Source organism: Actinoplanes sp. NPDC023801 (genome assembly GCF_040639655.1).
In the GTDB taxonomy this organism is placed as follows: Bacteria; Actinomycetota; Actinomycetes; order Mycobacteriales; family Micromonosporaceae; genus Actinoplanes.
The window spans coordinates 73,628-86,840 of sequence record NZ_JBFAAI010000009.1; the positions used below are offsets into that span (position 1 = coordinate 73,628).

The window sequence follows — 13,213 nt, forward strand, 5'->3', positions numbered from 1 at the left end:
AGTCCTTCGCCGGAGAGCCGATGATGCCTGCTGGAGGGCAGGCACATGCAACGAGTAGGGATTTGGGTAGCCGGGGCGATCGCCGCCGGCTTGGCCGTGCAGGGTCTTGTGCCGCTCCTGGAGTCCCGCACCGCCGTCGTGTTCGACAACCTTCTCCTCGCGTTGATCGCACTGGTCACCACGCTGGGTCACGTCAGGCAGGCCAGACTGTCCCAGGGGCGGCGGCGTCGTGCGTGGTGGCTGGCCGCCGTCGCCGCCGGCTTCTGGTCGCTGTCCAGCCTGATCGACACGGCGGACGTCTTCACGTCGACCGAAACGATGCTTGACGAAATACTCGCGGTGGGCGCAGCGATCTGCTCACCGATCGCGCTGGTGATACTCGGCGCCGCGGCCAGGGGCGATCTCGTCAGCCGGCTGCCCCGGCTTCTCGACGTCGCCACGGTTGCCGGCGCACTGTTCTTCCTTGCCTGGGAGTTCGTTCTCGGCCCGGCCTATGCGCGCCTTCCGGAGGGCACCGGCCCGCTCATCGTCCTCGTCGTTCTTCCCGAGCTGATCGGTGCGGCGTACGCGGTCGTTCTGCTCTCCCGCAGCCTGTCCAGCCGCGGTGATGTGGCGTTGAGCCTGCTCGCGGCGGCACTGATGGCGTTCGCGGCGACGATGCTGCTCGCGGTGCACAACCTCGCCCAGGAACTGCCCTGGTACGCCACCGGGGTCGGCGCGGGTTACGTCATCGCGGGCCTGCTGACCGCACTTGCCAGCTGGGCGCCGCTGCCGGCGCAGACCTTCACCGGCCGGACGCGCCAGGACGGGAGGTGGGCGCTGCTGCCGTACCTGCCGGTCAGTCTCGCCTTCGGCGCCGCGGCCTGGCACTTCATCCGCACCGGCAACGTCACCGTCGTCCTGTTCTGGTTGCTGCTGTCCACCGCCAGTCTCGTGCTGGTCCGCCAGTTCCTCAACGTGCGCGTCATCCAACGGCTCGCCGACGACCTGCGATGCCAGCGCGCTGAGCTGGCCCACCAGGCCTCCCACGACTCGCTGACCGGCTTGGTGAACCGCGCCGGCTTCCAGCAACAGGCGCACGCGGCGCTGGCGACGGCCGGCCCCGACGGCCTGACCGGCGTCCTGCTGATCGACCTCGACGGTTTCAAGGCCGTCAACGACACCTACGGGCACGGTGCCGGAGACGCCTTGCTCGTCGGTGTGGCGGCACGGCTCCGTGCGGGCGTACGCGGCGGCGACACGGTGGCCCGCCTCGGCGGCGACGAGTTCGTGGTGCTGTTGCCCCACCTGAATCACCCCGACGACGCGACGGACATCGGCGCCCGTGTGCTGGAACAGCTCACCGAGCCGATCGACGTGGGCGGCACCCTGCTCACCGCACGCGGCAGCGTCGGCGCGACCGTGGGCCCCGGCGGCCGGTATCAGCCGCTCGAGCTGGTGGAACAGGCCGACGCCGCCCTGTACGAGGCCAAGGCGGCCGGCAAGGGCGTGGTACGGAGCTACGCCACTGCGGTCGAGAGCCACCGCGACGGTGCGGACCCGGTCGACGAAGGACAGGGCACCAGCGAAGCCGCCGGGCACGACGGTCCGCAGCCCGGTGAGGACCGCCGGCGAGCGATCACGGCGCCGTAACCCCGGCGGAGGTTGGTTCACGCCGTTGTTCGGCGGTCTCTCACCCCGTGCGGGTGGTGCCGTCGGGAAGCCGTACCGGCAACATCGGCTCCGGTGTGCCCGCGACGCACAGCACCTTGCGTCCAGCCGTACGCCGGCAAGGAGTTGATCATGCATGGGGCTGCCGTCACCCTGGTCATGCTTGCCGTGTTCGGCTGGGGTCTGGTCTCGGCCCAGCTCAGCCGGGCAGACCTGAGCGCCCCGATCGTCTTCGTCCTGCTCGGACTGCTGTTCGCTGACGGCGCCCATGTCGTCGACCCGGAGGTGACGCAGGAGATCGTCAAGCTGCTCGCCGAGGTCACCCTCGTCTGGGTCCTGTTCGCCGATGCCTCCCGGGTCGGGCCCCGGGAGGTACGCGCCGACCTCGGCCTGTACACCCGGCTGCTTGCCGTCGGGCTGCCGCTGACCATCGCCGGGGGGAGCGCTGCTGGCCGCGTTGCTCTTCGACGGGCTCGGTGTGTGGCTCGCGCTGCTGATCGGCGCCGCCCTCGCGCCGACCGACGCGGCGCTGGGTGCCGCGGTGATGAGCAACCCCGCCGTACCGCAGAAGGGTGCTGAACGTCGAGAGCGGACTCAACGACGGCATAGTCACCCCGGTGGTGACCATCGCCATCGCCGGTGCCGCCGCGGCCGAGGCCGTGCAGGGCGCGGCGAGCCTGGGCGGCGCCGTGATCGATCTCGCCGTCGGCGTCGCGACCGGGACTGTCGCCGGCCTGCTCGGCGGCCACGGCATGCGGATCGCCCGCCGGCGCGGATGGGCGTCCGAGGACTTCGCCGGGCCGGCCGTGCTCGCCCTCGCACTGGCCTCCTACACCGGAACGCTGTGGCTCGGCGGCAACGGCTTCGTCGCCGCGTTCGGCGCGGGCCTGGCTTTCGGCCATTTCGCCGGCCGTGGCGGTGCCAAGGAGGTCTTCTACGTCGAGCAGACGGGCGTTCATCGGATGGTTCGGTCCACGACCATCTGCCGACATGCGGGCTGGCGGCCGGCAAGAGCGTGCCAATGCCACGCCACGACGCTGAGGGCAACCGGTAAGCGAATCATGCCGCCGGGTCGAGCCGACCGGGTGACCTGTCCGCCCGGACGTACGTATCGATCATGTTCTATCGGTCCCTACGCTGGGCCGCGCGGGGGCAACGTTCGGAGGAGGCGGTGGACATGGCCGGAGACGTTCCGGTGGCGAGCCAGGTGGTGCGACGGGTACTGACCCGGGCGATCGGCGACGCCGAGTACAAGCGGACGCTTCTGGAGAACCCGGACGAGGTGATGCGGACCGAGCTGGCCCGGGCCGGTGAGCCCGTGCCGGCCATCGACTTCGACGTCGTCGAGGAGACCGCGACGAAACGGTTCCTCCGGGTGCCCGTCTCGCGGTCCGAACGAGAGGCCCAAACGGTACTTCAGCCACTGTTCACCTTCGTGGACACGGCCGGCACCGAGGCCCTCGAGCGGTTCGTCCGCGCGCCCAAGGCGAAACTCGAGGAGCTCTTCGATGTCGACATCGATCCGGACATCGACGTCGTCGTCCGGATCGAGCGCGAGGACCAGCGGGTGCTGGTGATCCCGTGGAACGAGTTCGGTGCGATCAGCTCGGACAAGGACCGCCCCGACAATCAGAGGATCAAGCTCTGTCCCAAGGGCGTCACGGTCGACCTGTGCCCGGAGGACGTCACGATCGCCGACATCTGCCCGGCCGACTGTACGTTCACCCATCAGTGCCCATGCACCATCTCGAATACCGATACCGGTGCCTTCTGCACCATCCAGAAGGGTCCCACCACCGGGCCGTCGGCCTCGGTGCAGAAGACCTCGGACCTGCTCGACGAGTGACCGGCGTGACGGTGGACGCGCGCACCGGTCGATGGCTGACGGCCGGAGCATCACTGTGGGAACGCCTGGACGCGCTGGAGCACTGCGACTGCCGACCGGCCTGCGGGCTCGGCGCCGGACCCGGGGAGCTGGCCGCGGTGATCGACGCGCTCGGCGGCACCGAACCCGCCAAGCGGTGGCTGACCCATGCCGGTGTCTCCGAGCGGGGGATCGCGGCGGTCCTGGCGACGGGCGAACCGGCGGCAACGGCATGCGTGGCCCGCCACGTCGCTGCACTGCCCTGGGCCTGGTGCGCCCGCAACGCGCTGGACGTACTCGAAAGCACGCCACCGCGCGTCCTCACGCCGTCACCGGAGACGACGCTGCCCCTGTTCCCGGAGATCTCCGCGCCGATGGTGCGGGAGGCGTCCCGGCGGGTGACGGTGCCGGACCGGTCCGGCTTCGCCGAGGCTCTCGCCCGGTCCCGGGTGACGCTCTGGCACGACCTCGGAAAAATGCTCCAGGACCTGCTTGCCGCGGATTTCCAGGCGTACCGGGCGGAGTCGGCGCCCCGGTTCCTCGGCGGCGACGGCGAGGACGCCTATCGGCGCTGGCTCCTCGAGTTCCGTGACGGGCGCGGCCGTGCCGTCGCGGCCGACTATCCGGTGCTGTTCCGGCTGGTGGGGGAGCGGATCGCGGGCTGGTCCGCGGCGATGTCGGAGTTGTTCGACCGGCTGGACGAGGATTGGGCGCGGCTCGCGGCGACGTTCCGGTTCGACCCGTGCGCCGCTCTGGACGACGCGGTGTTCGGCCTGTCCGACCTGCACCATCACGGGCGCCAGGTGGTACGCCTGACCGCCGCCGGCCGGCACTTCTACTACAAGCCGCGCTCGATCGACGGCGAAGCCCTGTGGCTGGACCTGCTCGGCGAACTGACCGGAGGCCCGTACCATCGCGCTCTGGCCGCCGCACCCCTACTGGTCCGCCGCGGATACGGATATGTCGCCGAAGCTCCCCGGACCCCTTTGGAACGTCCCCGGGTCGAGCCGTACCACCGGGAACTGGGCGCGGTCCTGGCCCTGAGCTACGCGGTCAACGGCACCGACGGGCACCTGGAGAACCTGGTCCCCGCCCACGGGCATCCGGTCATCGTCGACCTGGAGACGCTGCTGGACGCCCCCACCGCCGTGACCGAACTCCCCGGGACCAGCCTGTTCGCCGCCACCCAGGGCTGGACCTACCTGCAGGGTCACTCGGTGGCGTCGACCGGGCTCCTGCCGCACTGGGCCGCATGGGACGACCGGGTGATCGACTACAGCGGCATCGGCGCGTACACCGACGGCAACGACGTCCACGTCACCAAGCGCCTCGTCGTGGAGAACCCCGGCACGATGCGCCTGTGCCTGCGCGAGGAGACGGTGACCGGCGGTCCCGCGCCGAGCATCCCGCTGTGCGACGGCGAGGAGGTGGCGGCCACCGACCACGTGGACGCGGTGATCGCCGGTTTCACCGACGGCTACCGCTGCCTCGACCGTGATCTGCTCCTGCGCCTCTGTTCCGCCCGGCCACGCCTGGTGCGCCAGGTACTGCGCCCCACCATGCGTTACGCGGCAACGGCCGCCCTGCTTCTGGCGCCACGCCGGGCGACGTCCGGGATCCGCCGGACCGCGGACACACTGCAGGCCCTGCACCAGCCCTGGATGAGCCGGTCCACCCTGTGGCCCCGGGTGGTGGTGGCGGAGGCACGGGCGCTGGACCGGGGAGACATACCCCTGTTCTCGGTACGATCCGACGAGCTGCTGTTGCACCACGGCGACGAGCTGATCGGACCCTGGTTCGCCGAGACCCCGCTCGCGGCCCTGGACTCCAAGCTCCGTACCCTCGCACCGGCCGACCTGGCTCTGCAGAGCCGCATGATCCGCCTGTCGTTCGCGGCCCGCGCCGCCGGCAACTCCCCGCATCCCGGCACCGGCACGGCACCGGCTCGCGCGACGACACCGCCGGCCGACGCCACCGACCACGTCGGCACGGTCACGAAGCGTCTCGAACAGGAAGCCGTCGAAGTGGGCGGCGGCATCGCATGGCTGACCCTGGCGTACGACGCCCAGACCGAACGATACGACTACCGGCTGGCCGATCACGGCGTCTTCAGCGGCAGTGCCGGCACGGCCGTGTTCCTCGCCGCGGCGGGTCACGGCGACCTGGCGGAACGCGCCCTCACCCACAGCAGCGAACACCTGGCCGCCGCCTCCGACCTGACCCCCAGCGCGCACGCGTTGTCGCTGCTCAGACTGGCCTACGCGGCGGCGTGGCTGCACCGTTGCGGTGTCGGCGTCCCGTCCGCACTCGCCGATGCGGTCGCGGCGATCGACCCCGCGGTCATCCGCCAGGACCGGCATCTCGACGTGCTGTTCGGGTGCGCGTCCGGCCTGGTGGCCGCTTCCCGGGCCGCGGACGTGTTCGGCTGGCCGCGCCTGCGGGACTGCGCCGACGTCTGCGCGGAGACTCTGCTCGCCACCCAGTGTCCCGGCAGCGGCGGGTGGCAGACGACCAGTTCCCCGCCCATCAGCGGCTTCTCCCACGGCGCGTCCGGAATCATGTACGCCCTGGCCGAGGCGGCACCGTCCGGCTCCCGCGTGAGCCGAGCTGTCGAGCGGGCCCTGCGGTTCGAGGCGGCCTGCTTCGACGACCGCACCGGAACCTGGCGGCGCACCCCGGACACCGAAGGTCACGGCGTCTCGTGGTGCCACGGCGCCCCCGGAATTGGCCTGGCCAGAGCCGGCCTGATCCGCGCGGGCTGGACCGAGTCCTCCATCGGTGACGACCTCACCCGGGCCGTCGACGCCACCCGCCGCCACACCACCGGCACCGACACGTTCTGCTGCGGGGCGGTCGGCGGATCCGAGCTGTTCCTGGCCGCCGGCCTGCCCGACGAGGCCCGCACCCTGCTGTCTGCCACGGTCCTGTCCCGCGAGCCGGGCACGTACGACCTCGGCACATCGACGAACGCGGTCTGTCATCCGGGCCTCTACCAGGGCTGGCCGGGCATCGCCTACGGCCTGCTGCGCTCCCGCGACCCGTCCCGCCACCCGAGCTTCGCCCTGTGGGACCTCCCCGCCGGCTGACCGTCACTCGCCCTGCCAGCATTTCCCCGGTTCCACGTGGGTAGCGTTACCCCGTGATGGACGATATCTTCGCCGGCGGCGGTGCCACGGGGCGCCTGATGAGCCAGCTCGACTGGTCGGTCACAGATGTCGGTCCGGTACAGACCTGGTCGCAGAGTATGCGGGCGGCCGTCCGGATTGTGCTGTCCTCCCGCTATCCGATGCTGCTGCTGTGGGGACCGAATTACACCCAGCTCTACAACGACGCCTACTCCGCGCTGATCGGCGACAAACATCCGGATGCGCTCGGCGGCGATGTCCGCGTGACGCTCGCCGAGGGCTGGGACGTTCTGGAGCCGTTGATCGTCGACGCCACGGCGACCGGCGTGGCCAGCTGGGTGCCGGCGCTGCAGCTGGCACTGGACCGGTCGGGCTACCGCGAAGAGGCGTACTTCAGCGTCTCCCACGCGCCCGCCCGCGACGACGACGGCGCCACCGTGGGCATTCTCGCCGTGTGCAGCGAGGTCACCGAGCAGGTGGTCGGCGAGCGCCGGCTGCGGCTGCTGCGTGACCTCGCCGTGCCGGCCGGTGGCCGGAGCGCCGACGTCGAGCGGGTCTGTGCGCAGCTCTGCGCGGTGATCGGCGAGCACCGGATCGACGTACCGTTCGCCGCCATCTATCTGCGCGACGGCGCCCTGCTGCGCCGCGCCGCAGCCGTCGGGGTGAGCGACGCCGACCGGGTGCTGCCGGCCGTCGTCGCCCCGGCCGACGACGGGTGGCGCCTGCACGTCGCCGCCGGCGGCGAGAGCGTCGACGTCGACGAGGTCACCGAGCGGCTGACCATCACCGGTGGCGCCTGGGACGACCTGGTACGCACCGCCGTCGCGGTTCCGTTGCCGTCCGCCGAGCGGTCCCAGCCGCTGGGTGTGCTGCTGGCCGGCGTCAGCCCCAGCCGGGGCCTGGACGAGACGTACCGGTCGTTCTTCGAGCTCCTCGCACAGCAGGTAGCGGTCGCGGTGCGCAACGCCCAGGCGTACCAGCAGGAGCGGGACCGCGCCGCGGCGCTGGCCGAACTGGACCGGGTCAAGACCGACTTCTTCACCAACGTGAGCCATGAGTTCCGTACCCCGTTGACGTTGATGATGGGTCCGTTGGCCGACGCCCTTGCCGATACCGGCGAGCCGCTCGGGCCGGCCCAGCGGGACCGGATGGAAATCGCCCTGCGCAACGCCGACCGGCTGCTGTCGCTGGTGAACGATCTGCTGACATTCTCCAGCCTGGAGGCCGGCCGGGCGGATCACCACCCGCGACCGATCGACCTCGCCCGCTACACCGCCGAGCTCGCCGGTGTCTTCCGGGCGGCGGTCGAACGTGCCGACCTGCGCCTGGTGGTGGACTGCCCACCGCTGCCGCACACGGTGGCCGTCGACCCGCTGAACTGGGAGAAGATCGTCACCAACCTCCTGTCGAACGCCCTCAAGTTCACCTTCGTCGGTGAGATCCGGGTGCGGCTGGAGGTAGACGCCACCACGGTACGGCTGACCGTCGCGGACACCGGCATCGGAATCGCCGCGCAGGATCTGCCCCAGCTGTTCGACCGCTTCCACCGCGTCCGAGGGGTGCAGTCCCGCAGCCACGAGGGCAGCGGAATCGGCTTGGCACTGGTCCGCGAGCTGGCCCGGCTGCACGGCGGTGATGTCACCGTCGAGAGCGCCCCCGGTGCCGGCAGCACTTTCACGGTGACCGCGCCGCTGGTCGCGGCCACGGCCGCGGAACCGCTGCCGGACATGTCGGCCGCGCAGGTTGCGGCCCGGGAAGCGGCCGGCTGGCTGGACGCCGCGCAGACCACGGCCGAGTCCTCGCGGCCGGCGGCGGACGTGGCCCGGATCCTCGTCGCGGACGACAACAGCGACATGCGGGCCTACCTGCGGCGGCTGCTCAGCGGCCAGGGCTGGCAGGTGGAACTCGCCGCGGACGGGCGTGCGGCGCTGGAGGCGATCCGCCGGTTCCCGCCGGACCTCCTGCTCACCGACGTGATGATGCCGCGCATGGACGGTTTCGCCCTCGTCCGGGCAGTACGGGCCGACGAGGCCACCCGGGCGCTGCCGGTGGTCATGCTGTCCGCCCGAGCCGGCGACGAGTCCGGCGTCGAGGGCCTGGAGGCCGGTGCCGACGACTACGTGGTCAAGCCGTTCACAGCGGCGGAACTGCTGGCGCGGGTCCGCAACACCCTGCGATCGGCGCGGGTCCGCGCCGTGCACACCCGGCAGCTGTCCGCGTTCGCCGACACCGCTGCGGTGATAGCGTCCGGCCGCGCTCTCGAGGAGGCGTTCCAGGCCGTCACCGAGCAGGCGCGGGCCCTGTTGGAAGGCGTCGCCGCCGAGGTCGTGGTCGCCGGCGACGACGAACGTCCCCCGCTGCGGTTCACCTCCGGTGCGCAGCGCATACGCGCCGGGGAGCCCGGCACGGTCCGCGCGGTTGTCCGCGGTCTGTACGGCGAGCAGATCGGTACCCTCACCGTGCTCACCGACCCGGCGCGCCGGGCCGGCGATCAGAACCGGAACCTGCTCGAGCCGATGGCGAACATGCTCGCCTCCCTGGCACAGACCGGCTGGCAACTCGACCACGACCGCCAGCTGGCGCTGACTCTGCAGCAGAGCCTGCTCCCGGAGGATCTGCCCCACGTCGACGGCTTCGAACTGCAGGCCGCCTACCGGCCGGCCGCCGGGCGTGTCGGAGGCGACTGGTACGACGTCGTGGTGCTGCCGGACGGCGGCGCGGTGCTCAGCATCGGTGATGTGGCCGGCCACGGGCTGGGTGCCGCGGTGATGACCGGCCAGGTGCGCAACGCGGTCCGGGCGTACGCGGTGGAGGACGCGGCGCCTGCCACCGTCGTCACCCGGGTGGCCGAACTGATGTCGCGCCTCGGTACGCCGAGGATGGCCACGCTGTTCGTGCTTCACCTGCGGCCGGGCACCGGGGACTTCGCCTGGTGCAGCGCGGGGCATCCCACCCCGGTGTATTCCGGCCCGGGGCAGGACACCCATCTGATGCAAGGGATCGTCGGGCCGCCCCTCGGCCTGCGCCGGGCGTCGTACCGGCAGAACGACGGCTCCTTGCCGCCCGGCGCCCAGGTGTTGTTCTACACCGACGGCCTGGTCGAGGACTTCCCGTCCTCCATCGACGTCGGACTCGACCGGCTGCAGCGGCGGAGTCAGGAACTGCACGCGGCCGGCGCGTCCCCTGCCGCGCTGCTCGACACCCTGCTGGCCGACGTACCCGACCCGCAACGCGACGACATCGCGGCGCTTGTCCTGCGCCGACACCGGACTCCGGACGCACAACCCGTGGCCGAGGTGCCGGACCTGCACGTCATGTGGACGTACCCGCTGGACCCGTCGGCGTCCGGCATGCTGCGCCGGGACGTGCGCACCGCCCTGGCTGACCACAACATCGACTCCGACCTGCTGTACGACCTGCAGGTGGCCGCGACCGAGGCGGTCAACAACGCGGTGGAACACGCACAGCAGCCCAGCCGGCCCGAAGTGGAGGTCGAGTTGCGGGTCCGCGACGGCACGGTCCTCATCGTGGTGCGTGACTTCGGAGGGTGGCGAGCCCGGCCGGCGGTCCGTGATCGAGGCCGCGGCGCCCTGCTGATGAGCGCCTACGGTGACGTCCGGGTGGTCCCGACCGCCACCGGGACCACCGTCACCATCGAACGCCGCTGGCAGTCCCCGAGCCGGTGACTTCTGCCGTGCCCGTAGCTGTCGTCAGGCGGCCTCGTGAGCAGAGACCGCGGAGTTCGCATAGGCGACCCGGTTACGGCCGGCTTCCTTGGCGCGGTAGAGGGCCGCGTCGGCTGCGGCGAGCACGGATCGCACGTCGGTGGCATGTGCGGGAAACATCGCTACGCCGAGACTGGCGGTGATCGGTACCGGCGAGGCGGTCTGTTCGATGTCGTGCCGGAGTTGCTCGGCGACGGCCCTGGCCTGCTCGTGATTCGGGCCGGCGAGGATGACGGCGAATTCCTCACCACCGTACCGGGCCGCGAGATCCGCAGGTCCGCAGCGGGCTTGCAGCGTTCTGGCTGCTGCGCACAGCGCCTCGTCACCGGTCTGATGCCCATGTGTGTCGTTGAGCGACTTGAAATGATCGAGGTCGACCATGATCAGACTGAACCCGGGGCCGCCCGCACGGGCCTGGGCCACGGCGCGGGCCAGGTGAGTGTTTAAGGTTCCCCGGTTCGACAGGCCGGTCAGCGCATCCCGTTCGGCGGCGCGGCGCACCTGGGCGTTCAACAGCTCCCGCCCCAGCGCGACACCGGCCTGAATGGTGGCCTGGTGCAGGGCCACCACGACTCGACGCTCGACTCGGGGAGATCGACGGCGCCAGCGGTCGTGGCTGACGGCGACGACGCCACATAGTTGGTCCATGACGTACGGCAGAAGAATGACGTTCCGGGCGCCAGGCAGCCAGCCGGCGAGCTCCGGGTTGCCGACGGCATCGATCCGGCGGAGAAGGCGTACCGGAGTGTCGGTTGTCGCCGAGCGCACGTACTCGTCCATGGCGTCGAGCGGCAGACCACTGAGCACCCGCTCCCCGTCCGGCCCCGCGATGAGCCCGAATCCCGTGGGCGCGGGTTCACCGCCCAAGGGGTAGACCACGACGGCGATCCGGTTGACGAGCATGTCGTCGCGTGCGAACCCGGCCAGGCGCCGGACGACGTCCGCCGGAGACTGGGTGCCGGTCAGTGTGCTGCCGAACAGGCGGAGCTTCTCGCTGTCGTACCGGCGCCGCCGCAGTTCCCGTTCGTTGACCGCAGCGAAGGCGGCGGTCAGGACGGTGACCGACCACAGGCCCCCGATGTACCAGGCAAGGTCGGACAGTTGCATCGGTGACAGGGGCTGCAACCCTACGGTCATCTCCACGACGGCGAAGGCCAGCACACTGTGCCAAAGCGCGAGTTTGATGCCGGTGCGGAACGACCCGAGCAGGGTGGCACCCAGAACATGCGCGCACACCAGCAGCGGAATCCTGCCGTCCGCCGCACCCAGCGACCACCAGCCCCAGGCGAGCAGGACGCCGTCACCCAGCAGCCCGAGCGAGAACGCGAACAGGGCGACCCGCCGCCATCGCCGTACCAGCGGGACAGCGGCATAGGTGAGCATCAGCCAGCCGGCGGCCTCGGCTATGAGCGCCAGGTGGTCGGCACCGTCGCGTTCGGCAGTGAGCAGGAGGATCGCCAGGACCACTGTCACGAGGGCGCGCGACGCCAGCGTCCAGTGGTAGCGGTCGATGACGGGAGCGAGTTCCTCTGCTCTCCATCGCGACGTCATCGGGCACCGATGCGGTGTCTTCCGCCGGAGCCGGTGCCGACCGGACTCAGCGGAGCGGCCGAGGTTCCGTGCTCGTCGAAATACATGAACCGGTCGCGGGTGAGCGGGGCGGCCGCCAGTTTCGGGTCCCGGCGGTCCATCCGGTTCTGCACGGCGAAGAAGACCTGCATGGCGAGCAGGGCGAGCAGCGGGACGACCAGGTGCCCGATGTTGGCGGCGACCGCCTCGAAGACGGCGGCGACCGTGCGGGTCGCGAGGTAGTCGACGGCAACGCTCCCGGTGCCGGTCGACGGCGGGATCTCCGTCGCGGGTGATGCGGTGGCCGGGAGTGCGGTGGCCAGGACCACCGTCATGGCGGCAACGGGCACGCCGGCAGCGATCAGTGGAAGCCGGCCACCGGCGGCCACCGGCAGCCATGCCGTGCGCCTGTTGTCGGCCGACGGAAGCCGCCAGGGCCGGCCGACCCCGCTGCGTGAAACCGTTATGTGAGGCACTCCGTTCGTATCGGCACCCGCGTGAGCAGGCTGAACAAAGCCTTGACAGGCGCGGCTGGCTGCCGATGCTGCGGAGGAAATCCGACACCATGACGCGGACCCTGGAGCGGACCCGGATGATCAGCGCAGACCATGAGGCTATGTGGGTGCCGGCCGGCACCTGGGCGGACGGCAACGGTTCGCCGCACGGCCCGCGGGCTATGTGTTCCGGGTCGTCGCCGGAGGTAACGGCGATGGGTCACCGACGGCGGCGGAGCCGGCAGCTCACTGCCGGCCGGCTTCTGATGTCGGTGGTCGCCCTGCTCGGCGGTTGCGCGGCGATGAGCGGAGGAGCGGTTCTGGTCGCTGATCAGGTCAAGGCGGAATATCAGGCCCGACGCGCCACGATAGTGCCGGGCCGCGTAGGGACACCGGTGACAAATGCCGGAATGACCTATCTCGTCGAGAGCATCGCGGTGAAGGACTCCCTGCTCACCGATGGCGGCCAGCACATCCGGCCAGGATCGGGCGACGTGCTCGTAGTCGTCGGTGTGGTGGTCACCAACGTCGGACGGGAACCGCGGACGTTCCTGGAGAACTCCGCCAAGATTCTCGCCGCGACCGGGATCGAGTACGGCACCGTCGTGGGCACCGTGGATTCGCTTGACATGGCCCAGGTCCGTCCCGGACGGCCCTACCGCGGCAGTCTGGCGTTCCAGGTCCCGTCGAGCACCCTGTCCGACGCGACGATCGTCATCGGAGATCTCTGGGGCAACGGCGAAGTCAGGGTTCCCCTGGGCCGTCAGCCATGAAGCGATTCACCAC

9 protein-coding genes are annotated in these 13,213 nt (G+C 71.0%); 7 read left to right on the forward strand and 2 right to left on the reverse strand.

Features of this window, described 5'->3' with window-relative positions; genetic code table 11:
* Positions 1-45: 45 nt before the first annotated feature.
* The 6 genes from AB0G04_RS18380 (at position 46) to AB0G04_RS18405 (ending at position 10,325) form a co-directional block, all read left to right on the forward strand.
* Positions 46-1,632: a GGDEF domain-containing protein gene (locus tag AB0G04_RS18380; protein WP_360983505.1), complete on the forward strand. Its 1,587-nt coding sequence runs from the start codon at positions 46-48 to the stop codon at positions 1,630-1,632.
* Positions 1,633-1,782: 150 nt separating this feature from the next.
* Positions 1,783-2,229, forward strand: coding sequence for a hypothetical protein (locus tag AB0G04_RS18385; protein ID WP_360983507.1), 447 nt, complete (start codon positions 1,783-1,785; stop codon positions 2,227-2,229).
* Entirely contained in the window at positions 2,223-2,876 is a 654-nt protein-coding gene (locus tag AB0G04_RS18390; protein WP_360983509.1) for a cation:proton antiporter, read from the forward strand. Before AB0G04_RS18385 ends, AB0G04_RS18390 begins: the two co-directional genes overlap by 7 nt.
* Entirely contained in the window at positions 2,828-3,496 is a 669-nt protein-coding gene (locus tag AB0G04_RS18395) for a hypothetical protein (protein ID WP_360983511.1), read from the forward strand. The genes AB0G04_RS18390 and AB0G04_RS18395 overlap by 49 nt, the downstream gene beginning before the upstream one ends.
* Before the next feature lie 5 nt (positions 3,497-3,501).
* Positions 3,502-6,600 (forward strand): type 2 lanthipeptide synthetase LanM, encoded by a 3,099-nt coding sequence (gene lanM / locus AB0G04_RS18400; RefSeq protein WP_360983513.1) that lies wholly within the window; start codon positions 3,502-3,504, stop codon positions 6,598-6,600.
* A gap of 56 nt (positions 6,601-6,656) precedes the next feature.
* A complete protein-coding gene (locus tag AB0G04_RS18405) occupies positions 6,657-10,325 on the forward strand; it encodes a SpoIIE family protein phosphatase (RefSeq protein WP_360983964.1) in 3,669 nt (1,222 codons plus the stop codon).
* Positions 10,326-10,349: 24 nt separating this feature from the next.
* Here AB0G04_RS18405 and AB0G04_RS18410 read toward each other — a convergent pair whose 3' ends face one another.
* Both AB0G04_RS18410 and AB0G04_RS18415 read right to left on the reverse strand, forming a co-directional pair.
* Positions 10,350-11,915, reverse strand: a complete 1,566-nt coding sequence (locus AB0G04_RS18410; RefSeq protein WP_360983515.1) for a GGDEF domain-containing protein — start codon at positions 11,913-11,915, stop codon at positions 10,350-10,352.
* Complete coding sequence (locus AB0G04_RS18415; RefSeq protein ID WP_360983517.1) at positions 11,912-12,268, reverse strand: hypothetical protein; 357 nt, start codon at positions 12,266-12,268, stop codon at positions 11,912-11,914. Before AB0G04_RS18415 ends, AB0G04_RS18410 begins: the two co-directional genes overlap by 4 nt.
* A gap of 461 nt (positions 12,269-12,729) precedes the next feature.
* Between AB0G04_RS18415 and AB0G04_RS18420 the strand changes: the two genes are divergently transcribed.
* On the forward strand, positions 12,730-13,200 hold the full coding sequence (locus AB0G04_RS18420) for a DUF4352 domain-containing protein (RefSeq protein WP_360983967.1): 471 nt from the start codon (positions 12,730-12,732) through the stop codon (positions 13,198-13,200).
* Positions 13,201-13,213 lie beyond the last annotated feature (13 nt).

Bases quoted from the DNA above. Each gene is read 5' to 3' on its own strand.
- AB0G04_RS18385 (WP_360983507.1), top strand. From the start codon at position 1,783: ATGCATGGGGCTGCCGTCACCCTGGTCATGCTTGCCGTGTTCGGCTGG.
- AB0G04_RS18405 (WP_360983964.1), top strand. From the start codon at position 6,657: ATGGACGATATCTTCGCCGGCGGCGGTGCCACGGGGCGCCTGATGAGC.
- AB0G04_RS18380 (WP_360983505.1), top strand. From the start codon at position 46: ATGCAACGAGTAGGGATTTGGGTAGCCGGGGCGATCGCCGCCGGCTTG.
- AB0G04_RS18415 (WP_360983517.1), bottom strand. From the start codon at position 12,268: ATGACGGTGGTCCTGGCCACCGCACTCCCGGCCACCGCATCACCCGCG.
- AB0G04_RS18410 (WP_360983515.1), bottom strand. From the start codon at position 11,915: ATGACGTCGCGATGGAGAGCAGAGGAACTCGCTCCCGTCATCGACCGC.
- AB0G04_RS18420 (WP_360983967.1), top strand. From the start codon at position 12,730: ATGAGCGGAGGAGCGGTTCTGGTCGCTGATCAGGTCAAGGCGGAATAT.
- AB0G04_RS18395 (WP_360983511.1), top strand. From the start codon at position 2,828: ATGGCCGGAGACGTTCCGGTGGCGAGCCAGGTGGTGCGACGGGTACTG.